Genomic DNA, 26,241 nt, shown 5'->3' with positions numbered 1-26,241 from the left:
ATTATGATTTAATTAATATTAATCTTTAAAACTAGACATAATGAAGCTTTTAAAAAATACTTTACCAATTATACTAGGTTTCTTACTTTTTGGGTGTGGGGCATCCGACGTTCAAACAGTTAGACCTAACAAAGCAGATTTAAGCAAATATGAGACATTCGCTTACTTGCCCAATGCATCTATAGAGATTCGAAATTCAGCAGTTCAGACCGATTTTTTAAATTCATTTATTATTGAAACAATCAATGAACAAATGAAAGCGACAGGTTATACATTAGATAGAGATAATCCAGATCTTTTAGTGCTTATAAGTATTACAACAGACTTAAAAACTAAACGACAAGAAGAGCCTGTGTATGCTAGCTACCCATATAATAACTCTGTTGCAGGTATGCCAGTAAGTCCATTTTATCAGCCTTTTTATTACAGAGGATGGTACGACTGGTACTATCCAGGTGGAGTCATTGGTTATACAACAGATACCTATTCATATAAAAAAGGTACAGTGGTAGTTGATTTGGTTGATAGAGAGACTAAACAATCAGTTTGGAAAGGAATTACTTCAGAGCCAATAATGGATCAATCTGAAACGGAAGCAGTTCAAGAGTCGATCAGAGATATATTTCAAAAGTATCCTCTAAATAATAAGTAATTATTTTTAATCTCAATTTTTAAAGACTGTCTTTATAAGGCAGTCTTTTTTTTAAAACAAACCTACTGAACTGAAATCGTATAAATACAAAAATAAAAAAGCCCTACATTTCTGTAAGGCTTTGATTTTACTAGTGGTCCCACTTGGACTCGAACCAAGGGCCACCTGATTATGAGTCAGGTGCTCTAACCAGCTGAGCTATGGGACCGATACTGATTATTAAGGACGGCAAAAATAAGTATAAGTTTATTATCAGCCAAAACATTTTTTAATTTAAAATCAACTTTGGTCTTCACACAATTCTACGAGCACACCGTGATTGCTTTTAGGATGCAAAAAGACTATGGATTTTCCATCGGCCCCTGCTTTAGGTTCTTCGCTAAGTAATTGGAAGCCTTCGCTTTGTAGTCTTTTCATTTCAGATTTGAGATCATCTACAAAAAAAGCGATATGATGAATGCCTTCTTTTTGTTTGCTCAAATATTTTCCAACGGGACTATCCTCACGCGTGGCACCAAGCAATTCAATTTTACTTTCGCCACATTCAAAAAAAACAGTTTTCACGCCTTCCCGTTCAACAATTTCAGTTTTGTAGGGAGGCGTGTTTAGTAAAGCTTCATAAGTTTTAGTAGCCTCTTCTATATTACTCACCGCAATGCCTAAATGTTCAATTTTTTTTATCATAAGATATTTTCAGAAAGTTATATAACAAAACTAGCATTTATATATTTATCCTAACTTTGCAAAATGGAATCAAATAGACAAAAGAAAATTGCTGGAATCCTTCAGAAAGATTTAGCTGAAGTCATTCAGCTGGAATTGAAAGCTGCAGGAACTCAAAACTTAATCATATCGGTCACCAAAGTGAAAGTGACGCCAGACCTGCTACAGGCCAAGGCACATTTAAGCATTTTTCCTTCAGAGAAATCTGAGGAAATCGTAGAAGAAATAAGAACGAAGAAGTCAAAAATAAAACATGAAGTCGCGCAACGCACCAAAAACCAATTGCGACGCATGCCGGAGCTGGCTTTTTTTAACGATGATTCTATTGAGTACATCAATGATTTGGAGCAAGCCTTCAAAGGTAAAAATGACCCAATCAAAAACCCTGACCTATTAGACAAGCGTAAGAAAAATTGAATGTATCCTTTTACATCGCCAGGCGTTATTTCTTTTCCAAAAGTTCCAATACGGCGATCAACATTATCACCTGGATTGCTTCTATTGGCATAATAGCCGGCGCTTTATCCCTTTTTGTGGTTTTATCGGCATTTGCCGGACTCAAAGAATTCAGCCTTTCCTTTACCAATAAATTTGACCCGGATCTTAAGGTGTTGCCTTCCACAGGAAAGTTTTTTGAAGTGGACTCTCTTCAAAATTCCCAAATTCAAAATCACAAAGACATTGTAGCCTATTCTGAAGTGATTGAAGAGCGGGTGTTGTTAAGCTTTAAATCCAAAAATACACCGGCTTTTATTAAAGGCGTAGATACTAGTTTTCAGGCTATAAGTGATATTAAGAATGCGGTCTTCCTTGGACAATGGCTTGAAGAAAATGCAAGTCAGGTCGTGCTTGGTAATGATCTTTCCAGAAAACTTTCTTCAGGAGTTAGAGATTATTCGGGATTGCTGAGTTTGTATGTTCCAAAGCCTGGTAAAGGACAGATTTTAGATGTTAAAGATGCCTTTAGAACTGGGAGTGCCACGGTAGTAGGTATTTATTCCATCAATGAGGAATTGGATAAAAAGTTTGCGTTTACAGATATTGGCTTTGCAAGAAGCTTGTTGCAACTCAACGAAGATGAGGTTTCTGCTCTGGAAGTAAAAGTGACTTCTTCTGCAGATCTAAATATAGTTCGAAAAGACTTAAAAGATATATTTCATCAGCAAGTTGAAGTAAAAGACAGAATCCAGCTTAACAACAGTCTCTATAAAATGCTAAATACTGAAAATCTTGCGGTGTATTTGATTTTTACTTTGGTGATTATTATTGCTTTGTTCAATGTGATAGGTTCTATTATTATGGCTGTATTGGAAAAGCAACAAAATTCAAAAACACTTCTGAATTTGGGGCTGACTAAAACTGAAATCCAGCGTATATTTTTCTTTCAAGGTGGACTGATGAGTGTTGCAGGAGGCATCATGGGACTTGTCCTTGGAATAATAATGGTGATTTCTCAACTCTATTTTGAATGGATTATGATTACCCCAAGTTTAGCCTATCCGGTAAAACTTGAATTCGTTAATATTTTGATTGTTTTCATAACGATTTCAGGCTTAGGTTTTTTGGCCTCCTATATTTCTTCTCAAAGCGTTAAACACTCACTTCACTAATATTTTCCTTAGTTATCTTAAGTTGCTTAAATAAAGTGCGTTGTAAAGAAATTTCGAACTAATTCTACAAAAAATTAAGAATAACAAAGCCAATTTTGTTCAAAACAATTTGTTATGAATAAAATTACTTTCCTTTTATTTTCGTGCTTCATTTTCCTATTTGGGGCAGTTCAATCACAAAATGGAGATCAAACTTCAATTGAAGTCATTGATGGTATAGAGTATACCATACATAAATACACGACAACAGGTCCTGCAGAATTTACTCCTCCATCTGGAGTTACAAGAGTTGATATCTTGATTGTTGGAGGTGGAGGTGGAGGTGCAGGTAATACTTCTTATAATAATGCTGGTGGCGGGGCTGGTGGCGCCGGAGGACTTATATTTCGAGAAGGGGTTGCTGTAACATCTGGATCTGCAATACCTCTTTCTGTTGGTAATGGAGGTAATGGACGAGATGGAGTTAATACGCCAGCAGATAATGGAGAAAATTCAGTATTTGACGGATTAGTAGCCTTAGGTGGTGGAGGTGGTAATATTACACCAGGAGGTGAAACTACTGACTCACCAGCTGCTAATGGTGGTTCTGGTGGTGGAGGAAGGCAAAATCCAGCAGGACTTGGATTACAACCAGATAGTGCTGACGGAGGATTTGGTAATGATGGTGCAAGAAATAGTACAGATAATGGCGGCGGCGGCGGCGGCGGCGCTGGTTCACAACCTGCTAACATAACAGGGCAAGATGGTGGAAATGGTGGAGACGGATTAGATTATAGTCCTTTTTTCGGTACTTCTGTTGGTGATAATGGTTTCTTTGCTGGTGGCGGCGGCGGCGGTGGAAGAGATGGTGCTTTAGGTCTTGGAGGTCCTGGTGGTGGTGGAAATGGTTCAAGTGCAAGAGATTTAATAGCACCTACTTCTGGTATGCCAAACACCGGTGGAGGAGGTGGTGGTGGTAGTTCTGTACACGCAGGAGCTGCTGGTGGCTCAGGTATTGTTTTGATAAGGTATAGAAATTTTGAGTCAACTGATTTTGTTTTTAATAGCAATGGGGATTGGGATACTGCTGCCAACTGGTTAAATAGTAATACACCTTCTGCCGGAGATGATGTAATAATAATAGCAAATCCGAATATTTCTACAAATAAAAGTGTTGGTAATTTAGAATCATTATCATATGTTGATATAGATATTTTAGATGGTATCGCTTTAAGCGTAAATGGTGATTTAAATCATGCAGGTAGCTTGACCGGCGAAGGCGAAGTAGTTCTTAACGGCACTTCCGCACAGACTATATCAGGTGGTGGTTCTTTTGAAAATTTAAGACTTGACAATGCGACTTCAGTAGACCTGAATGATCCATCCGATTTATCTGGTGTCTTATATGTAGACCAGGGAACTCTAAATACAAACGGAAATCTAAGCTTACGTTGTGCTTTTGGAATCCCTCCAAAAACTGCACAGGTAGGTCAGGTTGCTTCTGGATCAAGCATCAATGGCAATGTCACGGTAGAACAGTGCTATCCAGGCAGAAGAGCGTTTAGGTTTGTTTCTCCATCCGTAACCACCTCTAGCTCTATCAATGCTAACTGGCAGGAAGGAGTCAATAATATGGGGCTTAATTTCTCAACAGATAACGAAAACCCTAACCCAGGTTATGGTACACATATCACAGGTTCAACAATAGGGGATGATGGTTTTGATGCGACTGGTAGTGGAAACCCTTCTTTATTCACCTTTAATAATTCAACCCAGCTATGGAGTCCTGTAGCTAATACAGATGTAAATACACTCGATGTCAATCAGGCATATCGCTTATTTATTAGAGGTGGTAGAGATATAAATGTAACAATTAATAATGCCTCTATATCAGACACTCGCTTAAGAGCGACGGGAGCTTTATCCATTGGAGATATTTCTAATTCAAGCTTATCACCTATTGCCAATGAATTCAGTTTTATAGCTAATCCATACCATGCCCAAGTGGATGTTAGTACTCTGCTTGCAAGTGCTACAAATGTATCTACAACGGAATATTATGTTTGGGATCCTACATTAGGTGGAGCTCCAACAGTGGGCCAAGAAGGGGGGAGAGGAGCTTATGTGACTGTAGATTTAACAAATACACCTGGTTCAAATTCAGTTGGCTCTTCGGCTAATGAGTTCTTGCAACCGATGCAAGCAGCATTTGTTGAGACACTAGCTGACGGACCGGCCTCTGTAACTTTTGAAGAATCAATGAAGGCTGTAGAACAAGTGCAAACTGATGTTAAGTCTTTATCAGAATCAGAATATATCAACATTCAGTTATTTAACGCTACTTCTTATGCTGAAGGGAATACCCCATCAGATGGGTTACGAATCAAATTTGATAAATCATACAGTATTACTTCTGAAGATGATTCACCAAAACTTGGTAATCTGGATGAGAACCTGGCAAGAATAGAAGGTAATAAGTACTCAGCTATTGAAAGACGACCATTCCCTGAAACTGAAGAGCGTTTAGAATTGTTCATCAACCAATACAGAAGAGAGGCTTATGTGATGAAATTTGACCTGACCGATAACTTAAATACTCAAGTTTTTATCGAAGACAAGTATTTAAATCAAGTAACAGAGGTTACACAAACGGAAGACACTTATTCTTTCACTGTAGATGAGTCAATTCCAGAATCTAAAGCTTCAGATAGATTTAGATTAGTGTTTGAGCCAGTCAGTTTATCAACAATGGAAGAGACTCTGGTGAAGGCCAGCTTATATCCAAACCCGACAAAAGGAAGCTTTAGCATAAGTGGAGAGAATTTAGGAGAAGAAACAGAAGTTGAGATTTATAACATGATAGGTCAGCAGATTTATAAAACAAACCTTGAAAACCAGCTTACAACTGAGATCACAGATTTCAACGGAAGCGCTGGCGTGTATCTAGTTAAATTAAAAACCAATCAAGGCGAAAGAACTTTCAAATTGATAAAACAATAAGCTTATGAAACTTCAAAATTCACATTATATAACATTAGTTATTATTATCGCTTTATTATTGATATCGTCTCAGAGTTACGCTCAACTTCCTATTTTTGAAGATGATGTAAGGGATGAGCCAGTAGCACCAATCAACGGTCTTATCGCTTTAGGATTGGCTGTTGGTGGATATTTAGGAATAAAGAAAGTAAGGAAGTAAATTAATTTGTTTTCATTTCAAATAATCACAAACCCACTTGGTCAACCAAGTGGGTTTTTTTAAAAAACTGAATTTCAAAAATTAAAATAGTAAGAATTATCAATGGTTTTAAAAAGATTTCTATCTCATTGATTTCGAACTTATTCTACATAAATCGTCAAGCTTAGCCTATACTTTTGTTCAAATTCTAAGCTTTTTGAGTAAAATAATTTCCATACTTCTTTTTGCAATTCTAGCAAATGTAAACTTGCCTTGCCTCTCACAGTCAGGTCTAAATGAATCTAAAAGTGAAGAGCAGGCTGTTTTTGTTTCCAGTGGGAGCTGGAGCAATTCGCAAAACTGGAAAAATCATAAGTTACCAACATCTACTTCTAAAGTAATTATTGAAGCCCATGCAGTTTTGGAGGCTTCCGTTCAGGTAAAGTCACTTGAAATTGATGAAAATATTTCACTTACAATAAATCCGTCTTTTCAGTTGTTTGTCACAAGAAACATTGAAAATAGCGGCCGAATTTTTGGCGCAGGAGATTTAGTTTTGAATGGAAATTCCGCTCAGTTTATCAAAGAGAAAGGGGTTTACAGCAATTTGAGGATTTTGAATGCTTCAACAGTCCACATAGAAGATGGGATAGAAGTTTCCGGCAATTTATATGTAGACGCAGGTGAGCTTAAAACTAAAGGGAATCTATATCTAAGGTGTGATTTCGAGACCAATAAAACAGCTCAGATAGGAGAGGTTCGTGGAGAAATTTCAGGAAAAGTTCAAACTGAACAGTGTTATCCTGCAAGGAGGGCGAATCGCCTTATAAGTCCATCTGTGAATACATCAACTTCCATTCATAAGAACTGGCAGGAAGATGCAGACAGTTATTTTGATGAGGATGTAGATGAAGAATATGGAACACATATTACAGGACTTAACCCAGGAAATGGACCAGCTTATCTGGAGCAGGATGGCGAAAATGGATTCGACTTCAACCCTTCCGGCAATGCATCCCTGTTTACCTATGATCATCAACAGAGTGATTTCAATCCCATAAATAACACTAACGTAAATCAACTAATGGCAGGCAATCCTTACATGATTCTTGTAAGAGGTGATAGAACTATCAATATTTATTCAAATTCGGCAGAGCCGACAGCAACTCGACTTAGAGCAAAAGGTGAGCTAGTGACAGGGAATTATACAACCACTGATTTATCTCAAACTAAAGATGGATTTAGTTTAATTGGAAATCCTTACCACGCTCAGGTAGATATGAATTCTGTCTTAGCAAAGTCTAAAAATATCAGAAAAGACGTATACTATGTTTGGGATCCAAAATTGGGCGGTATTCAAGACTTGGAACAGCCTGGAGGTAGAGGCGCCTTTGTAGTAGTGGAATTACCCTCAGGCAACAATTCTTCCAATTCTGAAGCGAATCAATACCTCCAACCCATGCAGGCTGTATTTGTTCAAACCATATATAATAATTCCGTCACTCAAGTCAACTTTTCGGAGAGCGATAAAGCAGTAAATTTAAACCCTCAGCCAGAAATTCTTTCTGATTCTAATGAGCAATTTCTAAATATTCAGCTTTTCAATGAAGTTTCTTATAATGCGGGTAGTACTCCTTCAGATGCTCTTAGAATTAATTTTGGGAGTAGATATTCGAATTCTGCTGATGATGATATCGCAAAGCTTAAAAATGTGGACGAAAACCTTACCAGAGTTATAAACCAAAATCTGGTAGCTTTGGAAAGAAGAAATATGCCGAATGCTGAAGAGGTTTTACCGCTTTATATCAATCAATACAGAAGGGAAAATTATACTTTTAACTTTGAGTTTTCAGATTCGTTTTATGCTGATGTCTATATAATAGATCTTTATTTGGAAACCGAAACACTTTTGTCCAAATCAAATTCGACGTACTCATTTGATGTCAATTCTTCAGTTGCAGGTTCTGTAGATGAAAATCGATTCTCTCTAAAGCTTAAGCCGGTCAGCTTATCAACTTCAGAATCGCTTTTTTCTGAAGTCAAAATATATCCAAACCCGACTAAAGGATCTTTTAGTATAAATGGATTAAGTAATATCACCAATGCTGAAATCACTATTTTTAACATGATTGGGCAACAAATCTATTCTAAAAAAATAGGTGCTGCGTCGACATTCAGCGTTGAAGATTTTAATGTTGAAGACGGAGTTTATATTGTGAAATTATCTTCTGATCATGAGGAGCAAAGTTTTAAATTGATCAAAGAAAACTAAAATAAAAAAGCGCATTCAAGGAGTTGAATGCGCTTTTGAAATTTGGACTCACCTTTTATTCTTCCTCCAGAACCTCGACGTTATTATCGCGATTGACATCTGCCATATATTGTGAGGGATCAATTTCAATTTTTTCAATTCCATACTGATTAGTAGGTATTTCTAGGTCATAAGTTGGATAAGCCCAGGCCCAGTCGTCCACAATTTCACCTGCATTAGGTTTTTCCCATCTCATGATGCGTAGAGGAATATAGTAGGTTTCGGAATTTCCTCCCTTGTAATCTACTTTTACTTCCAACGGCATTGGCGTGAGCCCTATGCGTTCTAAAGTTACAATTGTGTTTTGTTCATCTACACTCACATCTTTAATACCATAATCAATGGTGTTGGTAGTTCTAGTCCAGTCATTGAGATACCAGCTAAGCTCTGCACCGCTCACTTTTTCAGCTACACGAATAAAATCATTTGGTGTAGGATGCTTAAATTTCCACTCATCAAAATATCTGTTTAAGACTTTCTGTAAATTTTCTTTACCAATCAAATAACCAAGTTGACCTAAGAATACAGCACCTTTAGAATAAGCTGAAGTTCCATAAGCTTGGTTATATTCATAACGGTCTGCATGGGTAGTCTGAGCTTGCTCATATCCAGAATTTGCCAAACTTACATAACCCCTGTAACTGCCAGCAGTAGGATTTTCTCTATTCCGATCCATCACTTCATTCATTGCTAGGCCAGAAATGTATGAGGTGAATCCTTCATCCATCCATTCGTGCTGAGCTTCGTCTGTTGCTAAAACATGCTGAAACCAGGCATGCGCCATCTCGTGAGCTGTAACGCCAACAAGGCTTCCAAATTCTCTTTCACCGGTAATAAGCGTACACATGGCGTATTCCATACCTCCGTCGCCACCTTGAATCACAGAATATTGATCGTATGGATACTGACCAATGTGCTCATTGAAATAATCTAAAAGTTCAGCTGTTTTAGATTGTAAATTCTTCCAGTTCTCTTTGATGTCTTCATTGTCTTTATATAAGAAATGAAGAGTTGTGCCATCATTCCCAATGATTTGGTCATGAATATAATTTTTGTCTGCTGCCCAGGTAAAATCATGAACATTTGGAGCAACGAAGTGCCAGGTTAATTTTTTTCCTCTGCGTCTTACTTTTACACCTTCATCTTCATAACCATAGCCAACTTCGTTTGGATTTTGAATGTAACCAGAGCCACCTAAAATAAAATCTTTGTCTATGGTGATTTTTACATCAAAATCACCCCAAACTCCATGAAATTCTCTTGCTATGTAAGGATCTGCATGCCAGCCTTCAAAGTCATATTCAGCCATTTTAGGGTACCATTGTGTCATTGACAATTCAACACCTTCAGCATTGTTTCTTCCAGATCTTCTTATCTGCACAGGAACCTGGCCCAAAAATTCCATTTCAAAAGTCGTTGAATCTCCAGGTAGAATAGGATCAGCGAGTTCAACTTCCAAAACTGTCCCTACGAGTTCGTAGTTTAAGTCTTTTCCATCTTGCTTCAAAGATTTTGCTCTCATAAACCCTATTTCTTCATCACTTAGTTTAGAAATACGATCTCTTACTCTACCATCTGGATCTTGTATAGTTCTGGATCTTACATCCATTTCGCTCCCTGGCTGGAATGCGTTGAAATACATGTGATAAAAAACTCTATTGAGGGTGTCCGGTGAATTATTGGTATAGACCAGTTTTTGCTCGCCTTCATATTGATAATTCTTATCATCAAAATCTACCTGCATTTCATAGTCAACGTGTTGTTGCCAATAGCCGGTATTGTTTTGTGCAAAGAGTGTTGATATTGAAATCAACATCATAAATGTAAAAGTGTTTTTAATCATGTTTATTTGGTTTTAGAAGCTAATATAATAGCGTTATACATATTTACCATGTTTCCAGAAACTGAAATTTTACTGAAGACTTCTGTGTTTTGAGGGTCTCCGCCGAGAATCACTTTCTGGTTCGTACTCAATCCGGATTCCATCAAGATTTGTTTGACTTGTGGAGCGCTAAGTTTTGGGAACAAAGATCTTATTACGGCTGCTACTCCAGCAACATTTGGGGCTGCCATCGAAGTTCCTTGTAAAAATTCATAAGTATTTAAAGGGGTTGTCGCATATATGGACGACCCAGGCGCAAATATATCTACACTGTTTATGCCATAATTAGAAAATCCAGAGACTAAGTTCCCTCCGTATTGAGAGGTTATTGAACCAACATTTATGAAGTTGTCAACAAAATTTGCTGGATTTTCAGGCGTTTCATCATTAGGATAAACGCGCTTTTCATCCAGATCAATTCCTTCGTTTCCAGCAGCATTTACAATGAGAACATCATTTTTTTCAGCGTATTTGATGGCATCCATCACCCATTCAGGATGAGTTGAAAAGTATTTTCCGAAGGATGTATTGATGATACTTGCTCCATTGTCAACAGCATAGCGAATTCCAAGTGCGATGTCTTTGTCGTACTCATCTCCGTCAGGAACCGCTCTGATAGGCATAATTAAAACATTATCTGCAACACCTTTTATCCCTTTATCGTTTTTTCTACTGGCGGCTATGATTCCAGCGACATGTGTTCCATGCTTTGCTTCCTTTTTGTCTTCATTTGGTCCGCTTACTTTATTATTTCCATAAATTTTGGTCGAAAAATCATCAGCATCATCACCTAGATTTTTTGCCCTTGCATTCAGGTCCAGATTTAGGTGGTATTTCGTTTTATCTCCAAAATACTCCATGGCTTCAGCGAGTTGATCCTGAATATTCTGAATATCCTCATCAATGTTATTCATTACATTCAGCAACAGCATTTTTTGATTTAAAGATGTATCATCCTGTGGTTTGAAAGCCGTTACATTTTCAATGGTGAGTTTATCCACTTCAAGTTCAATTTTCAGGCTTTCTTCAGCTTCTTGTAATTGATTATTCATCATTACATATCTATTGATGCTCTTATCAGTATTTGCCAGCTCTTCATCATATTTTGCTTTTGCAGCTCTATACATTTTGAATTTTTCTAGATCTTCTGGATCTATATCACTTGCAAGTTTATCTTCAAATTGACCTTTGTAATCCCTTACTATTCTCGTGTATTCTAAATTTTCATTTGTAACATCGCCAAGAAAATTCCAGCCATGGATGTCATCTACAAATCCATTGTCGTCATCATCAATTCCATTATCTGGGATTTCATCAATATTGGTCCACACCACTCCCTCCAGGTCTTCATGCTCTATATCGACTCCGCTATCTAGAACAGCTACGATAATAGTTTTTCCGTTGTAATCTTTGATAAGTTCTTTATACGCCCTATCTACGCTCATTCCTGGTATGGTGTCATATAATAAGTCTTGACTTCCCCAATATTGAAGTTCATCATCTGTCAAGGCTTCAGTCTTTTCACTTACGTTTTGTAAATTGGGAATAGGCTGTGAATTTATTTTTGGTCCACTCGCACAGCTGAGCAAAAAGCTAGATACGAAAAAGCATAAGACTCCAATTTTTAAAAATTTATTATTCATGGTTGTATTTAATTTAGTTGGTAAACAGTTCTGAAAACTTAAATGTTGAATTTAATCTAGCTCCTTTTTCAGTATGTTGCAAATTGATTACTTCATTATGAGCATCATGCTCAAGGAAAAGATAGTAGTCGTTTGCAACGGCCTCATCAAGAAAAAGTTTTTTCTCATCTAAAGTTTTTAAAGGTCTTGTGTCAAAACCCATAACATAAGGCAGCGGAATGTGGCCAGCTGTTGGGAGTAAGTCCGCAGCAAAAACGAGTTTTTTGCCTTTGTAATCAATAATTGGAATCATTTGTTTGTCCGTATGTCCATCTACAAAAAGAACTTCAAACCCCATATTCTTGTAAAAGTGTCTGTTTTTTGATCTTTCCAAAAAGTTGAGTTGTCCTGATTCCTGCATGGGAATCAAATTTTCTTTTAAGAAGGAAGCCTTTTCTCTATCGTTGGGATTTGTTGCCCAGTCCCAGTGTTCTTGATTGGTCCAGAACTTAGCATTTTTGAATGCGGGTTCGTATCCTGTTTTATCTTTATTCCATTGTATGCTTCCACCGCAATGATCAAAATGAAGATGAGTCATAAATACATCTGTAATATCGTCTCTATGGAAGCCATATTTTTTGAGAGAACTGTCGATGGAATGGTCTCCCCACCTATGGTAATGGCTGAAAAATTTCTCACTTTGTTTGTTCCCTAAGCCTGTATCTATAAGGATAAGTTGTTTTCCATTTTCTATCAATAAACTTGTGGCTGCAATGTCTATCATATTATTTTGGTCTGCAGGATTGGAGCGTTGCCAAAGTGTTTTTGGAACAACACCAAACATAGCACCACCATCGAGTTTGAAATGGCCAGTTTCAATAGGGTATAAAGTCATAAAAGTTATATTTTGAAGCAAAATACTAAAAGAGTCTTAACTTTGAATTTCGAGTCTTCTAGATTATACTATTTTTAACGACTCAAATTTAACGCTTTTATGATAGAACTAGCAGGAATAATAATACTTGGGATTTTGGCTCAGTGGTTTGCATGGAGATTTAAAATTCCAGCAATTTTACCTCTTATTCTTATTGGTTTATTAGTCGGCCCTATAGCTTCCTTATATACTGAAGATGGTTCCAAACTTATAGAACCCATTTGGAATGGGGAATCTGGTTTGTTTCCGGGCGAGAGTTTGTTTTACTTTGTATCTCTCGCCATAGGCATTATCCTATTTGAAGGTGGTCTTACTTTAAGGCGTGGAGAAATCCTTCATGTAGGCCCTGTCATTGTAAAATTGATCACAGTTGCTGTAGTTATTACTTTCATAGGAGCTGGAATGGCTGCTCATTGGATTCTTGGGCTTAGCTGGCAAATTTCTCTTTTATTTTCTGGCTTGATTATAGTTACCGGACCCACAGTTATTACTCCGATTCTAAGAAATATTCCTCTTAAAAAAGATGTTTCCACGATTTTAAAATGGGAAGGAATTTTGATTGATCCTATCGGAGCTTTGGTTGCGGTATTGGTGTTTGAATTTATTTCTGCCGGCGGCGGAGAAGCTGTTACATCTACTGTTTTGATCGAGTTTGGTAAGATAGTACTATTCGGTTTTACGTTTGGTTTTACATTTGCTAAAGCCTTGGCGTTTTCAATCAAATCCAAAATTATTCCTCATTATTTACTTAACGTAGTCACTCTAGCTGCAGTTTTGGGCGTTTTTGTTTTAGCAGATCATTTTGCGCATGAAAGCGGACTTCTTGCTGTGGTAATTATGGGTATTATCATGGGAAATACCAATTTACCAAACCTCAAGGATTTACTTTATTTCAAAGAGTCTTTAAGTGTTTTACTTATTTCCATACTTTTCATTTTGCTGTCAGCCAATATCAATTTGGATAATTTGTTGTTGGTGATCAACTGGGAAACTTTAACTCTGTTTGCTGTTGTAGTTTTTGTTGTTAGGCCGCTCGGTGTATTTTTGAGCAGTTATAATTCGACTTTAACGACCAATGAAAAACTGTTTATAAGTTGGGTAGGACCTCGTGGTATTGTTGCTGCGGGTGTGGCTTCACTTTTTGGACTCAAACTGGTAGAGCAGGAAGTTCCCAATGCTGAATTGATAACACCATTGGTTTTTATCATTGTTTTGGGAACCGTTTTACTTAATGCAACAACTGCGAGACCCTTCGCAAAACTAGTAGGTGTATTTTTGAGAGATTCTCAAGGAATCCTTATTGTAGGTTCATCCTCTTTTTCAAGACTCATAGCTAAATATTTGATGGATAACGAAAGGCATGTGGTAATTGTTGATAATAACAAAAGCAATATAGATAAGGCCAAAGAAATGGGATTGGATGCGATCAATGCGAATATCTATTCCGATAACTTAATAGATAATGTAGAATTAAGTGATGTTGGTTACCTGATGGCTTTAACCGGAAATACAGCCGTAAATAAAAAAGCAATCGAGAATTTCGCAAAGCAATTTGGAGAGCAAGGTACTTATCGGGTTATCTCTTCTGAAGAAATGGAAGATCCAGAGAACAATCCGGACGATGGTTTATTTTCTCAAACCGACGACTACATTAAGCTTGTAAATCTTACGAGAAAGTATCCTGAAATTCATGAAATATCGCTAAACTCCAAAGAACACTTCGAAGGTTTAATTGAAATAAGCAAGATAGAATCAGAGATTATTCCTCTATTCACGAAAACTAATGAAGGAAAACTTGAAATCCTCCCAAATAATACAAAATCCGTTACTGTTGAGGAAGGATTTAAATTGGTTTATCTAGGTAAGTCTTTTGAAAAAGAACCTTCAGAAAAAGTTGTAGAAGAATCCTCCATCAAGGAAGAAGATAAGATGACAGAAAAAGAAAAGAAACGGAGGAGTGAAGCTCAAAGCAAAACAGAGGATAAAACAAAAAAGACTGGAGAGTCCTAATCCATTTTGAATGAAAGAGCAGGAACTTCTTAATCTTTTGATGTTACAGAATCTTTCAGGTATTGGTCAAATCAATGCCAAAAAACTATTGCAATATTTTGGAAGCGCTACCAATTTATTCCAGGCCGATTTAAAACAATTGTCAGAAATAGATGGAATTGGTAAAAAGCGTTTGCAAACACTTAAAGATTCTGCAAATCTTAAAGAAGCTGAAGAAGAGTTGAAGTTCATTATAGACAACAAAATTGATGTCCTTTACTATGAGGATGAAGATTATCCTTCGCGTCTTAAGCAATGTATAGATAGTCCAATATTACTTTTCTCGAGAGGTAATATCAACCTCAAAAATAAGCCGATTTTAAGCATTGTAGGTACACGCCAAATCACAAGCCACGGCGTAGCTTTTTGTGAGCAGCTTGTAAGTGATTTGGCACCTCTTAAACCAGTAATCGTCTCAGGCCTTGCTTATGGAGCAGATATAGTCGCTCATAAAGCAGCAATTGACCATAATTTGCAAACTGTAGCTTGTCTTGCTCATGGGTTAAATCAGATCTATCCCAAAGTGCATCAGAAATATGCTGCAGCTATAGAAAACAACGGTGGTTTTTTTACAGATTTTTTTAGCACCGCTATATTTGACAGGAAGAATTTTTTAAGCAGGAATAGAATTGTTGCAGGTCTTAGCGAAGCTACCATAGTTATTGAAAGCGCAGAGAAAGGGGGTTCTCTTGTAACAGCAGACATTGCTCATTCTTATGATAGAGAGGTGTTTGCAATTCCAGGCCGACCGCAGGATAAATTCAGTAAAGGCTGCAATATGCTCATCAAACAGCAAAAAGCCCAAATGATTACAAGTGCAGCAGATCTAGTTTACTTTCTCAATTGGAATATAGAAGCCAAAAAAGAAAATAAGCAAACACAACTTTTTATAAACCTTGAGGGTGAAGAAAAACTAGTTTTTGAAAAACTTAAGGAAATTGGAAAAGCAGAAATTGATGCCTTATCTTTGGAAACAAAATTACCAACCTATAAATTGGCTTCCATCCTGATGAATTTGGAATTATCAGGGCACGTAAGGCCACTTCCAGGCAAACAATTTGAAATAATTTAAACCTAAAACAATACCGATGAAAACAATAATTAAAGTACTTTTCCTTACTCTAGTGATCTTTTCTTTCTCATGTAAAGAAGAACAGTCAGAAGATTCTAAAGCCTTTGATGCTCAGATGAAAGAGACCGTTCAGATTCATGATGACGTCATGCCGAAAATGACGGAGCTCAACAGTTTGATTTCCAAACTGGAAAAGGAAAAAGAGGAAATTGAAGCCTCAGATAATTTTGAGGCTGAAGAAGTTGAAAAATACGAAATAGCAATCAATGACTTAAAAGAAGCACATGATTTGATGATGTCCTGGATGAAAAACTTTAGTAATTCATTTTCAAGAACTGAAATCAATAGCGGACTCGCCACAAAAAATAAGGACAGCATAAAAGCGAAGCAGGAAATGTTATCAGCACAGTATAATTCTGCCGAAGAAATGCAAGAAGCTATCACAACTGCAATAGAGAATGCCCAATTACTTTTGTCTGAATAGTGATTTGATTTTCTTATATAAAAAGCTGGCACTTGCTGGCTTTTTTTATTTTATGAAAAGTTGAAGAACCCGCTTAGAATAAGATATACTTATGGTCAATATTCTAAATAATTATGTTAAGTGAGAGGCTAAAATAATTCATTAATCTTATATTTGTTTGTAATTTAGATTAAATTCATATAATATGATCAAAGTAAGTGAAACAGCTAAACGAAAGATCGTTAACCTGATGAGTGAAGACGGCTTTAATGCAAGTGATCACTTCGTGAGAGTTGGCGTGAAAAGTGGTGGTTGTTCGGGTTTGTCTTACGAATTAAATTTCGATCAGACTCAGCTTGAGGAAGACAAGCTATTTGAAGATAATGACATTAAAATAGTGATTAATAAAAGTAGTTTTTTATATTTAATAGGTACGACTCTGGAATACTCTGGAGGATTGAATGGGAAAGGATTTGTATTTAATAATCCTAATGCACAAAGAACATGTGGATGCGGTGAAAGTTTTTCACTATAAATCGATTGTCTTGAGCAAGCTTAAAGCTTATGAGCATGAAAAGGTTTAGAATTTCAATCTATGAGGTTGAAAGAATGAAACCCTCGGTGAGGGATTAAAACAAAAGATTATGGCGTATACAGAACAAGAATTAGAAAAGGAATTACAAAATAAAGAATACGAGTACGGTTTTTATACGGAAATGGAATCGGATACGTTTCCTCCAGGACTGAATGAAGACGTGGTTATTGGTATTTCCAAAAAGAAAGGAGAGCCAGATTGGATGACACAATGGAGGCTGGAAGCTTACAGACACTGGTTGACTATGAAAGAACCAAATTGGGCAAATATCGGTTATGAAAAACCAGATTATCAAGCTCTTTCTTACTATTCAGCTCCAAGTTCAAAACCTAAGTATGATAGCTTAGATGAAGTTGATCCGGAAATGCTAGAGACTTTTAAAAAGTTGGGAATTTCCATTGACGAGCAAAAGAAATTAGCTGGTGTTGCTATGGATGTCGTTATGGATTCAGTATCTGTAACTACTACTTTCAAAAAGACCTTAGCAGAAAAGGGAATTATTTTTTGTTCCATTTCTGAAGCAATTAAAGAGCATCCTGAATTAGTAAAAAAATACATCGGAAGTATAATTCCACATACCGACAATTACTTTGCTGCGTTGAATTCTGCAGTATTTAGTGATGGTTCATTTTGTTACATTCCAAAAGGTGTAAGATGCCCTATGGAATTGTCCACATACTTTAGAATTAATCAGGCAGGAACAGGTCAGTTTGAAAGAACGCTCGTAATTGCAGAAGATTCAAGTTATGTGAGTTACCTTGAAGGTTGTACAGCACCATCTCGTGATGAAAATCAATTACATGCAGCTGTTGTAGAGCTTGTCGCTTTAGACAACGCAGAAATTAAATATTCTACAGTTCAAAACTGGTATCCTGGAAATAAAGAAGGTAAAGGTGGAGTCTACAATTTTGTAACTAAGCGAGGTCTTTGTGAGAAAAATGCGAAGATAAGCTGGACACAAGTTGAAACTGGATCTGCAGTAACTTGGAAATATCCTAGCTGTGTTTTAAAAGGAGATAATTCAACCGGAGAGTTTTACTCAATCGCAGTTACTAACAATTTCCAGCAAGCAGATACAGGTACTAAAATGATTCACCTTGGTAAAAACACCAAAAGTACAATTATATCAAAAGGTATTTCTGCAGGAAAATCTCAAAACAGTTACAGAGGTTTAGTGCAAATTAACAAGCGTGCTGAGAATGCAAGAAATTTCTCTCAGTGTGATTCATTGTTAATGGGTAATAAATGTGGTGCACATACATTCCCATACATTGAAGCCAAAAATAAAACCGCCCAAGTTGAGCACGAAGCAACGACAAGTAAAATTGGTGAAGACCAGATTTTCTATTGTAACCAACGAGGGATTGATACTGAAAAAGCAATTGCTTTGATTGTCAATGGATTTAGCAAAGAAGTGTTGAATAAGTTACCGATGGAGTTTGCTGTAGAAGCTCAAAAATTACTTGAAATTTCCTTGGAAGGCTCAGTTGGATAAAGGATTATGAAAAAGTATCTTTTTATAATTTCAATTTTTTCTTTGATTTTAGGATCCTGTAAATCTGATACTAAAACATCAGATTCAGACCAAAAATTTGTTGAAGCTAAATCTATTTCAGAATTGAATACTGTTTTAGGAGAATTTATTTACAGTGATTCTGTGGCAGTGTTTAAAAAGAAAGAGATTATTTATGGTGTGGTCATGAATTCGAGAGCCAAAGATTTAATTGCTCAGGTAAAAGAAATCAATTCAGATCCATTTGCTTCTTTTGATGTTACACTAAAAGTTGATGTCAGAGAAAATCCAGTAAAAGATGCTTGGCCACAAGTTATAGATATTCAAAATATAATAAATGTGAAGCCATCGCAGAATGATGATGGTTTAAGATTAGATAAATAAGAATAAGATATGTTAAAGATAAAAAATTTACACGCCAGCGTAGAAGGTGAAAAAATACTTAAGGGAATCAACCTTGAAATTAATCCTGGAGAGGTGCATGCTATTATGGGTCCAAACGGATCTGGTAAAAGTACATTAGCTTCTGTTATCGCAGGAAATGAAGATTTTGAAGTTACAGAAGGGGATATTCTTTTTGAAAAAGCTAATATTTCCGAATTATCTCCAGAAGAAAGAGCACATAAAGGTATCTTTTTATCTTTTCAATATCCGGTTGAAATTCCAGGGGTTTCGGTAACAAACTTCATTAAGACTTCTATCAATCAAGTTAGAAAATCCAGAGGTCAAAAGGACATGCCAGCAAATGAGATGCTGAAAAAAATCAGAGAAAAATCTGCTTTACTGGAGATGGATAGAAAATTTCTTTCCAGATCTCTTAATGAAGGGTTTTCTGGTGGTGAAAAGAAAAGAAATGAGATTTTCCAAATGGCCATGTTAGAACCAAAATTGGCAATTCTTGATGAGACGGATTCTGGACTTGATATTGATGCCTTACGTATTGTTTCTGATGGTGTAAACAGACTTAAGACTAAAGATAACGCTACACTAGTAATTACTCACTATCAGCGTTTGCTGGATTACGTAGTTCCTGATGTTGTACATGTATTGATGGATGGTAAAATAGTAAAATCTGGAGGTAAAGAGTTAGCCAAAGAGCTTGAAGAAAGAGGTTACGATTGGCTGAAAGAGGAACGTGCAGAAATGACCTCATAACACTTCATAAGAACCAAAACGATTTTAAATTATGGAACTTAAAGAAAAATTAATGTCCTCCTATCTTGCTTTTGAAGAGCATGTGGATCTGGAGAACGACATTCATCAAGTACGAAATAAAGCGATAAAATTCTTTGAGCAAACTGGTTTTCCTACCAAAAAGCTAGAAGCATGGAAGTATACATCGCTCAATTCTATATTGAAAGAAGATTATAGCATTTTCCCTAAAAAGGAAGATGCCATAGATTACAAAGACATAAAAAAATACCTGATTCACGATATAGACACTTACACTATTGTGTTTGTAGATGGTATTTATTCTTCGCATTTGTCGAGAACGACTCACGATAAGCTTGATGCTTGTCTGATGTCTTCTGCTTTAGATAAAGAAAAGTATAAGCCAGTTATAGATAAGTATTTTAATAAGATAGTGCCCGAAGAAAGCATGTCTTCTTTAAATACCGCTTTTGCGAAAGAAGGGGCTTACATCAGAATACCCAAAAATGTTGTAGCTGAAAAACCTATTCAGGTGATGAATTTCTTCACCAGTAATGAAGCTGCTTTAATGATTCAGCCAAGAAATTTAATCATTGCTGAAGAAGGTGCACATGTGCAAATTATAGAAAGACATCAAAGCCTTACTGAAAATCCTGTGCTGACTAACTCTGTAACAGAGGTCTATGTGGGTAAAAATGCTGAGGTGGATTATTATAAAATTCAGAATGATAAAACATCATCTTCCTTGATTGATAATACTTTCATCAAACAGGAAAGAGATAGTGTTTGCTCCATGCATACATTTTCTTTAGGTGGTAAAATCACAAGAAATAATCTAAAGTTTTATCAGCACGGTGAGAATTGTAATTCTATTTTAAAAGGTGTGACCATTTTGGAAGGTAAGCAGCATGTGGATCACAATACTTTAGTTCATCATACACAACCCAATTGCGAAAGTCACCAAGATTATAAAGGAATTTTTTCTGAAAAATCTGTAGGCGTTTTCAACGGGAATGTCTTGGTAGATAGAATAGCTCAAAAAACCAACGCTTTCCAAAGTAACAACAATATCATCATTGATGATACTGCGACATGTAACTCAAAACCACAGCTTGAAATTTTTGCAGACGATGTGAAATGTAGTCATGGTTGTACGATTGGACAATTAGATAATGAAGCTTTGTACTATATGAGATCTCGTGGTATTCCTAAAAAGGAAGCCAGAGCATTATTGATGTTCGCCTTTGCTAACAACGTGTTGGATAGCGTAAAAATTCCAGAAATCAAAAAAAGAATAACTAAACAAATTGCATTGAAGCTAGGCGTTGAACTTGGGTTCAATCTTTAAGATTTCAATTCAGTCAACTTGTTTAGAAGTGATATAAACGAAAAGAAAATGACGAATACTTCTGAACAAATTTTAGATATAAAAAAAATACGTAAAGATTTTCCTATTCTAAGTAGAGAAATTAATGGAAAACCTCTCGTGTATTTTGATAATGCGGCGACTTCACAAACGCCCACCCAAGTAATCGATTGTATTGTTGATTACTACGAAAATAAAAATGCAAACATCCATAGAGGTGTACATTCCTTGTCTCAAATCGCAACGGATGCTTATGAAGGTGCAAGAGAAAAAGTGAGAGCGCATTTCAATGCTGAATTTGCTCACGAAATTATCTTAACGGCAGGAACAACACACAGCATCAATTTGGTGGCCAATGGATATGCTTCAATTTTAAAGCCAGAAGACGAAATTCTGGTTTCTGCGATGGAGCACCATTCCAACATTGTGCCTTGGCAAATGTTATGTCAAAAGACTGGCTCAAAGTTAAAAGTCATTCCAATGTCTCATAAAGGAGAATTGGAAATGGACACTTATAAGGAACTTTTGAATGAAAATACGAAGCTGGTTTTTGTCAATCATGTGTCTAACGCTCTGGGAACTATCAACCCTGTGAAGGAAATTATTGATTTGGCACATGGAGTCGATGCAAGAGTATTAATTGACGGAGCGCAATCTGCACCTCACATCAAAGCAGATGTTCAAGCTCTGGACGTTGATTACTATACGGTTTCTGCTCATAAGATTTGTGGTCCTACAGGAGTAGGGATGCTATATGGTAAAGAAGACCTTCTGAACATGTTACCGCCTTACCAAGGTGGTGGAGAAATGATTTCTGAAGTCACTTTCGATAAGACTACTTATGCAGGCTTACCTCATAAATTTGAAGCTGGAACTCCGAACATTTCTGGGGGTATTGCTTTTGGAGCTGCTTTAGATTACATGAATGCAATTGGTTTTGATGCGATTGCAGCTTACGAAATGGAACTCTTGAAATATGCAACTTCAGAAATTGAAAAAATTGAAGGTGTAGAAATTTATGGAACAACTCCAGATCGCAAAACAGCCGTATTATCCTTTAATATTGAAGGACTTCACCCTTATGATATAGGAACTCTTTTAGATAAAATGGGAATTGCTGTAAGAACAGGTCACCATTGTGCTCAACCTATTATGGAATTTTATAAAATTCCTGGTACTGTTCGTGCTTCTTTTTCATTTTACAACAGCAAAGAAGAAATAGACTCTTTTATAACTGCTTTAAAGAAAGCAAAATCAATGTTATTATGAAACAAACTTTAAAGTCCCAAGTGAGTATAATTTTATTATCAACTGTTTTTTTATTGGGTTCCTGTAAAGCATTAACGCAAGGTAAAATGACATCAGATGAATTGCTAGCTCAAAGTTATGTAATTACCCAACTTGGAGATAAAGAGGTTTCAGATGCAGAGCTTACTTTAAAAGTGAATCCAGAAAATTCAACTATATCAGGATATTCTGGTTGTAATAATTATAATTTCAGTTACAAATTAGATGGTGAAAAGCTTGACTTAGGCTATGCTTCAGCTACCAAGATGTACTGCGAGGATGCTATGGAGTTTGAAAATTTATTTTTTCAAAAAGCAGCATCAGTAACCCAATTTGAAAACTCAAAGCAGGTACTAAATTTTAAAAATAAAGATGGCGAAATCGTCATCAAGGCAAAAAAGAAAGATTAACGTGAGTAGTATACAGGAAAGACAAGAAGAGATTATTGAAGAATTCAGTATGTTCGAAGACTGGATGCAAAGATATGAATACATGATAGAGCTTGGTAAGTCTCTACCGCTTATCGATGAAAAGCATAAGATCGAAGAAAACATTATCAAGGGTTGCCAAAGTAAAGTTTGGGTCTATGCTGAAATGGATGACGATCAGGTAAATTATACTGCCGATAGTGACGCTATCATTACCAAAGGAATTATTGCTATTCTTATAAGAGTATTTTCAGGTCAAAAACCCGAAGATGTGATGAATGCGGATACCAGCTTTATCGATGAAATTGGACTTAAAGAACATTTATCACCGACCAGAGCAAATGGATTGGTGAGTATGATCAAACAGATGAAAATGTACGCTATTGCTTACAATAGCCAACAACAAAATAAAGCTTAAACAAATGGCTGAAGAAAGAAACACAGAAGAATTAGGGGAAGACATCGTAAGAGTTTTAAAAACGATTTACGATCCGGAAATACCTGTTGATATTTACGAATTAGGTCTTATCTACGACGTCTTTGTTAACGAGGACAACGATGTTAAAATACTTATGACCTTAACCTCGCCAAATTGCCCAGTAGCAGAATCTTTGCCACAAGAGGTTAAGGAAAAATCAGCGTCTTTGGATTGGGTGAATGAATGTGAAGTAGAACTGACCTTTGACCCCGCCTGGTCACAAGAATTGATGAGCGAAGAAGCTAAGTTGGAATTGGGAATGTTGTAGTTTATGACTGAAATCGTCAACAAAGTAGCTTTAAGTTCGCTTAAAACTTTCAACCTAGAAGATTACTATCCTGCTGGTGAACGCAAGCAAATTGATATCAAAGACTGGTTGTTCGAAGGCATAATCCTTAAAGAAAAAGACTTCAGAACAATTTTAAAAAATCAAGACTGGTCTCAATACCAAGATGCTTATGTGGCTTTACATTGCTCTAGCGATGCAATAATTCCCGGCTGGGCTTATTTACTTATTACGTCCTATTTGAATGAGTTTTCTAAAAAAGTAGTTTTTGGAAATTTAGAATTTCTTAATTCTTTACTTTATCAGGAAGCCCTTCAAAATGTTGATTTTTCACAATATGAAGATAAACCTGTGATCATCAAAGGTTGTTCAAACAAGCCCGTGCCAGAAAATGCTTATTTGCTGGCCTTGCAAAAACTTCAGCCAGTAGCCAAATCTATTATGTATGGGGAAGCCTGCTCTGCAGTTCCACTTTACAAGAAACCCAAAAAATAGCGTTTTACTTCACCAGAAATCTGAGGAAAGTTTTCTTATTAAATTATTTACATTTGTAGCTTACAAAAAGCTAAAAATGAAATATTTCTTAAGTTTAGTTATGACCTGTTTTGTGAGCTATTTCACCCAAGCTCAATCCGATGACGATACTTCAACTCCAAAGGATTCTACCTGGACTACAGAAGGTAGCTTTCAATTCTTAATAAACCAGGCGGCTTTCAATAATGACTGGCAAGGTGGTGGGACAAGTAATTATTCTGCCAATGTTGTAATCAATTATGACATCAACTACAACAAAGAAAAGTGGACGTGGGACACCAAAATTTTAGGGGACTATGGTATCAACAAAACCAAAGACCAGAAATTCTACAGGAAAACCAGTGATCGATTAGAAATTAATTCTACGGTAGGTAGGCAAATTGATAAATCAAAATGGTACACTTCAGGCTTTGTGAATTTCAGGACACAGTTTGACAAAGGTTACGATTTTAGTGAAGATGCAGAAGGTAATCAAATCAGAGACCTAAGGACTCAATTCATGTCACCTGCCTTTACACAACTGGGTGTTGGTGCCTTATGGAAACAAAGTGATGATATACGAGTCAATATTTCTCCAGTTACAGGTCGAATCATTACTGCCAATTCGAAATTTACGACCACTCCTGGATACGTAGATGGCGATTTCTTTGGTCTAGATGAAGGGGAAACTATACGGACTGAGTTTGGTGCATCTATCAATGCTTTTGTCAAATTTAAATTAATGGAGAACATTACTGTTGGAAACGTATTAGGACTTTATTCCAATTATCTGGAAGACCCACAAAATGTCGATATCGATTACACACTTAACTTAGTGATGAGTGTAAACGAATACATTTCAGCTAATTTTACCTTTCAGGCTATTTATGACGATAATGCTGTAAGAGGCTTCCAGGTAAGAGAAGTATTAGGCGTAGGATTCAATTATAATTTCTAAGGATTAGGTTGCCTAAAACTGCTATCCGTTGCAACGCTCTAGCAGTACAACACTAGAAAAACTCCTTTTGGGGTTTCCGCTACTACCAGGAGCGTTGGGCTTTTACTGAAAATTGAGTTTTATCAAACAACTTATTTTTTCAATCCGATAAGGAGATTGATGAACTCTTGCTGGCGATCTATGAAAACGCTGTGTGAGCAATTTTCTAAATATTCCACTTTGTGATCTCCCAAGATAGTTTTCAGATCATTTACTTGCTCTTTGCTATACAATCCATCTTCTTTTCCATATATCCCAAAAACTTCAAGACCTTCCTCTTTCAGATGATTTAGGTTTTTCTTTAAGTTTATACTAGTATAAGCTTCATTCTCCCAGAATTTCATCGGAGCCAGATACGTGTATTTTGAAGCATATTTCAAGATCAATGAATCCGATTTTATAGTTTGATAAAGTTCTTTAGCTCTGGAATTTGGTTGACTTGGCGAATAGAAACCATTGGATATGGCGTGCATAAAGCTATAAGCAGCATATTCATAAGCTGAAGTGTCCATTTGTTCCAGCTGATCAATGTAGCTCAAGTTAATTTTATCCTCTTTATCCTGGTATATCTTTTTAGACGACTCAATGATAGTTCTAAAGGTGTTTTGCATCGACATCGGCACACTCGCTAATACTATAGATTCAATTTTCTCTGGAAATTCCTCAGCAAAGAAGGTAGCCACAATGCCTCCAAAGCTATGACCTACAAGAGTGGTCTTTTCAAGATTATAATCACTGTAAATTCCATTTAAATCTTTAAACGTCTGTTCAAAGGTAAATTCAGCTTCCAGTTCTTCGTTTCTTCCTTCGCCACGTCTGTCGTAGGAAATCACAAAAAAACCGTTATTGGCAAGCTTCTCTGCCGTCGTTTGCTCAAAGGAGACACTGTTATATCCAGGTCCACCGTGTAAAAAAATGACAGCATGATCTTTGGGATCTCCAAAGGTTTGTATGTCTAAGTTTTGAGCTATTGAAGTATATGCAAACAGCAGGAAAAGTAGGAGCGTGGATATGATTTTCATAGTGGTTTAATTATTTTACTAATTTACTTATTCGATCACCACCACTACAATAATCGACTCTTAAAAATAAGCTTCATCAATTTCTTTGTCGTTAAATGTATACTTCAAGACTAACGTCACTATATTAGA

25 protein-coding genes and 1 tRNA gene are annotated in these 26,241 nt (G+C 36.4%); 20 read left to right on the top strand and 6 right to left on the bottom strand.

All coding sequences use genetic code 11. From position 1 onward, the window contains the following. The first annotated feature begins 40 nt into the window (after positions 1-40). The gene (locus LB452_RS01510) at positions 41-652 is read left to right on the top strand and encodes a DUF4136 domain-containing protein (protein ID WP_224459952.1); all 612 of its coding nucleotides are present in this window, start codon (positions 41-43) and stop codon (positions 650-652) included. A gap of 134 nt (positions 653-786) precedes the next feature. On the opposite strand, the gene LB452_RS01505 is transcribed toward LB452_RS01510, so the two are convergent. Both LB452_RS01505 and mce read right to left on the bottom strand, forming a co-directional pair. Then, positions 787-860, bottom strand: a tRNA-Ile gene (locus tag LB452_RS01505). 71 nt (positions 861-931) lie between these two features. After that, on the bottom strand, positions 932-1,336 hold the full coding sequence (gene mce / locus LB452_RS01500; protein WP_224459951.1) for a methylmalonyl-CoA epimerase: 405 nt from the start codon (positions 1,334-1,336) through the stop codon (positions 932-934). Positions 1,337-1,399: 63 nt separating this feature from the next. On the opposite strand from mce, the gene rbfA reads away from it, so the two are divergent. The 5 genes from rbfA (at position 1,400) to LB452_RS01475 (ending at position 8,414) form a co-directional block, all read left to right on the top strand. After that, a complete protein-coding gene (gene rbfA, locus LB452_RS01495) occupies positions 1,400-1,792 on the top strand; it encodes a 30S ribosome-binding factor RbfA (RefSeq protein ID WP_224459950.1) in 393 nt (130 codons plus the stop codon). After that, a complete protein-coding gene (locus LB452_RS01490; protein ID WP_224459949.1) occupies positions 1,789-2,985 on the top strand; it encodes an ABC transporter permease in 1,197 nt (398 codons plus the stop codon). Before rbfA ends, LB452_RS01490 begins: the two co-directional genes overlap by 4 nt. A gap of 114 nt (positions 2,986-3,099) precedes the next feature. Continuing rightward, positions 3,100-5,964 (top strand): T9SS type A sorting domain-containing protein, encoded by a 2,865-nt coding sequence (locus LB452_RS01485; protein ID WP_224459948.1) that lies wholly within the window; start codon positions 3,100-3,102, stop codon positions 5,962-5,964. Positions 5,965-5,968: 4 nt separating this feature from the next. Beyond that, on the top strand, positions 5,969-6,163 hold the full coding sequence (locus tag LB452_RS01480) for a hypothetical protein (RefSeq protein ID WP_224459947.1): 195 nt from the start codon (positions 5,969-5,971) through the stop codon (positions 6,161-6,163). A 196-nt stretch (positions 6,164-6,359) separates the two neighbouring features. Next, positions 6,360-8,414: a T9SS type A sorting domain-containing protein gene (locus LB452_RS01475; protein ID WP_224459946.1), complete on the top strand. Its 2,055-nt coding sequence runs from the start codon at positions 6,360-6,362 to the stop codon at positions 8,412-8,414. 55 nt (positions 8,415-8,469) lie between these two features. Here the strand turns inward: LB452_RS01475 and LB452_RS01470 are convergent, their stop codons facing one another. From LB452_RS01470 to LB452_RS01460, 3 genes are read right to left on the bottom strand one after another with little or no spacing between them, the layout of a single operon-like run. Next, positions 8,470-10,296 (bottom strand): M1 family metallopeptidase, encoded by a 1,827-nt coding sequence (locus LB452_RS01470; protein WP_224459945.1) that lies wholly within the window; start codon positions 10,294-10,296, stop codon positions 8,470-8,472. A gap of 2 nt (positions 10,297-10,298) precedes the next feature. Next, a complete protein-coding gene (locus tag LB452_RS01465; protein WP_224459944.1) occupies positions 10,299-11,978 on the bottom strand; it encodes a S8 family serine peptidase in 1,680 nt (559 codons plus the stop codon). Positions 11,979-11,991: 13 nt separating this feature from the next. Next, positions 11,992-12,852: an MBL fold metallo-hydrolase gene (locus LB452_RS01460; RefSeq protein WP_224459943.1), complete on the bottom strand. Its 861-nt coding sequence runs from the start codon at positions 12,850-12,852 to the stop codon at positions 11,992-11,994. Positions 12,853-12,951: 99 nt separating this feature from the next. Here LB452_RS01460 and LB452_RS01455 point away from each other — a divergent pair, with 99 nt between their 5' ends. From LB452_RS01455 to LB452_RS01390, 14 genes are all read left to right on the top strand, one after another. Continuing rightward, on the top strand, positions 12,952-14,901 hold the full coding sequence (locus LB452_RS01455; protein ID WP_224459942.1) for a cation:proton antiporter: 1,950 nt from the start codon (positions 12,952-12,954) through the stop codon (positions 14,899-14,901). Between the two features lie 10 nt (positions 14,902-14,911). Continuing rightward, entirely contained in the window at positions 14,912-16,012 is a 1,101-nt protein-coding gene (gene dprA / locus LB452_RS01450) for a DNA-processing protein DprA (protein ID WP_224459941.1), read from the top strand. Between the two features lie 16 nt (positions 16,013-16,028). Continuing rightward, on the top strand, positions 16,029-16,496 hold the full coding sequence (locus LB452_RS01445; protein WP_224459940.1) for a hypothetical protein: 468 nt from the start codon (positions 16,029-16,031) through the stop codon (positions 16,494-16,496). A 184-nt stretch (positions 16,497-16,680) separates the two neighbouring features. Further along, positions 16,681-17,010 (top strand): HesB/IscA family protein, encoded by a 330-nt coding sequence (locus LB452_RS01440; protein WP_224459939.1) that lies wholly within the window; start codon positions 16,681-16,683, stop codon positions 17,008-17,010. 109 nt (positions 17,011-17,119) lie between these two features. Beyond that, complete coding sequence (sufB, locus tag LB452_RS01435) at positions 17,120-18,565, top strand: Fe-S cluster assembly protein SufB (RefSeq protein ID WP_224459938.1); 1,446 nt, start codon at positions 17,120-17,122, stop codon at positions 18,563-18,565. A gap of 6 nt (positions 18,566-18,571) precedes the next feature. Beyond that, positions 18,572-18,967, top strand: a complete 396-nt coding sequence (locus tag LB452_RS01430) for a hypothetical protein (protein ID WP_224459937.1) — start codon at positions 18,572-18,574, stop codon at positions 18,965-18,967. A gap of 9 nt (positions 18,968-18,976) precedes the next feature. After that, positions 18,977-19,738: a Fe-S cluster assembly ATPase SufC gene (gene sufC / locus LB452_RS01425; protein ID WP_224459936.1), complete on the top strand. Its 762-nt coding sequence runs from the start codon at positions 18,977-18,979 to the stop codon at positions 19,736-19,738. 31 nt (positions 19,739-19,769) lie between these two features. After that, on the top strand, positions 19,770-21,083 hold the full coding sequence (sufD, locus tag LB452_RS01420; RefSeq protein ID WP_224459935.1) for a Fe-S cluster assembly protein SufD: 1,314 nt from the start codon (positions 19,770-19,772) through the stop codon (positions 21,081-21,083). Between the two features lie 48 nt (positions 21,084-21,131). After that, complete coding sequence (locus LB452_RS01415) at positions 21,132-22,370, top strand: aminotransferase class V-fold PLP-dependent enzyme (protein WP_224459934.1); 1,239 nt, start codon at positions 21,132-21,134, stop codon at positions 22,368-22,370. Then, the gene (locus LB452_RS01410) at positions 22,367-22,798 is read left to right on the top strand and encodes an META domain-containing protein (protein ID WP_224459933.1); all 432 of its coding nucleotides are present in this window, start codon (positions 22,367-22,369) and stop codon (positions 22,796-22,798) included. Before LB452_RS01415 ends, LB452_RS01410 begins: the two co-directional genes overlap by 4 nt. A 1-nt stretch (position 22,799) precedes the next feature. After that, a complete protein-coding gene (locus tag LB452_RS01405) occupies positions 22,800-23,234 on the top strand; it encodes a SufE family protein (protein WP_224459932.1) in 435 nt (144 codons plus the stop codon). Between the two features lie 4 nt (positions 23,235-23,238). Beyond that, positions 23,239-23,562, top strand: coding sequence for a DUF59 domain-containing protein (locus LB452_RS01400; RefSeq protein ID WP_224453401.1), 324 nt, complete (start codon positions 23,239-23,241; stop codon positions 23,560-23,562). 3 nt (positions 23,563-23,565) lie between these two features. Beyond that, positions 23,566-24,075: a DUF2480 family protein gene (locus LB452_RS01395; RefSeq protein ID WP_224459931.1), complete on the top strand. Its 510-nt coding sequence runs from the start codon at positions 23,566-23,568 to the stop codon at positions 24,073-24,075. Between the two features lie 76 nt (positions 24,076-24,151). Then, positions 24,152-25,051: a DUF3078 domain-containing protein gene (locus LB452_RS01390; protein ID WP_224459930.1), complete on the top strand. Its 900-nt coding sequence runs from the start codon at positions 24,152-24,154 to the stop codon at positions 25,049-25,051. A gap of 131 nt (positions 25,052-25,182) precedes the next feature. Here the strand turns inward: LB452_RS01390 and LB452_RS01385 are convergent, their stop codons facing one another. Further along, entirely contained in the window at positions 25,183-26,112 is a 930-nt protein-coding gene (locus tag LB452_RS01385) for an alpha/beta hydrolase (RefSeq protein WP_224459929.1), read from the bottom strand. Positions 26,113-26,241 lie beyond the last annotated feature (129 nt).

The organism is Psychroflexus longus (genome assembly GCF_020164595.1).
In the GTDB taxonomy this organism is placed as follows: domain Bacteria; phylum Bacteroidota; class Bacteroidia; order Flavobacteriales; family Flavobacteriaceae; genus Psychroflexus; species Psychroflexus longus.
Note: the sequence above shows the minus strand (reverse complement) of the source record. Positions and strands in the feature narration are given on the sequence as shown.

Coding starts and splice junctions, on each gene's coding strand:
- LB452_RS01510 (WP_224459952.1), top strand. CDS start 41: ATGAAGCTTTTAAAAAATACTTTACCAATTATACTAGGTTTCTTACTT.
- mce (WP_224459951.1), bottom strand. CDS start 1,336: ATGATAAAAAAAATTGAACATTTAGGCATTGCGGTGAGTAATATAGAA.
- rbfA (WP_224459950.1), top strand. CDS start 1,400: ATGGAATCAAATAGACAAAAGAAAATTGCTGGAATCCTTCAGAAAGAT.
- LB452_RS01485 (WP_224459948.1), top strand. CDS start 3,100: ATGAATAAAATTACTTTCCTTTTATTTTCGTGCTTCATTTTCCTATTT.
- LB452_RS01480 (WP_224459947.1), top strand. CDS start 5,969: ATGAAACTTCAAAATTCACATTATATAACATTAGTTATTATTATCGCT.
- LB452_RS01470 (WP_224459945.1), bottom strand. CDS start 10,296: ATGATTAAAAACACTTTTACATTTATGATGTTGATTTCAATATCAACA.
- LB452_RS01465 (WP_224459944.1), bottom strand. CDS start 11,978: ATGAATAATAAATTTTTAAAAATTGGAGTCTTATGCTTTTTCGTATCT.
- LB452_RS01460 (WP_224459943.1), bottom strand. CDS start 12,852: ATGACTTTATACCCTATTGAAACTGGCCATTTCAAACTCGATGGTGGT.
- LB452_RS01455 (WP_224459942.1), top strand. CDS start 12,952: ATGATAGAACTAGCAGGAATAATAATACTTGGGATTTTGGCTCAGTGG.
- dprA (WP_224459941.1), top strand. CDS start 14,912: ATGAAAGAGCAGGAACTTCTTAATCTTTTGATGTTACAGAATCTTTCA.
- LB452_RS01445 (WP_224459940.1), top strand. CDS start 16,029: ATGAAAACAATAATTAAAGTACTTTTCCTTACTCTAGTGATCTTTTCT.
- LB452_RS01440 (WP_224459939.1), top strand. CDS start 16,681: ATGATCAAAGTAAGTGAAACAGCTAAACGAAAGATCGTTAACCTGATG.
- sufB (WP_224459938.1), top strand. CDS start 17,120: ATGGCGTATACAGAACAAGAATTAGAAAAGGAATTACAAAATAAAGAA.
- LB452_RS01430 (WP_224459937.1), top strand. CDS start 18,572: ATGAAAAAGTATCTTTTTATAATTTCAATTTTTTCTTTGATTTTAGGA.
- sufC (WP_224459936.1), top strand. CDS start 18,977: ATGTTAAAGATAAAAAATTTACACGCCAGCGTAGAAGGTGAAAAAATA.
- sufD (WP_224459935.1), top strand. CDS start 19,770: ATGGAACTTAAAGAAAAATTAATGTCCTCCTATCTTGCTTTTGAAGAG.
- LB452_RS01415 (WP_224459934.1), top strand. CDS start 21,132: ATGACGAATACTTCTGAACAAATTTTAGATATAAAAAAAATACGTAAA.
- LB452_RS01410 (WP_224459933.1), top strand. CDS start 22,367: ATGAAACAAACTTTAAAGTCCCAAGTGAGTATAATTTTATTATCAACT.
- LB452_RS01400 (WP_224453401.1), top strand. CDS start 23,239: ATGGCTGAAGAAAGAAACACAGAAGAATTAGGGGAAGACATCGTAAGA.
- LB452_RS01395 (WP_224459931.1), top strand. CDS start 23,566: ATGACTGAAATCGTCAACAAAGTAGCTTTAAGTTCGCTTAAAACTTTC.
- LB452_RS01390 (WP_224459930.1), top strand. CDS start 24,152: ATGAAATATTTCTTAAGTTTAGTTATGACCTGTTTTGTGAGCTATTTC.
- LB452_RS01385 (WP_224459929.1), bottom strand. CDS start 26,112: ATGAAAATCATATCCACGCTCCTACTTTTCCTGCTGTTTGCATATACT.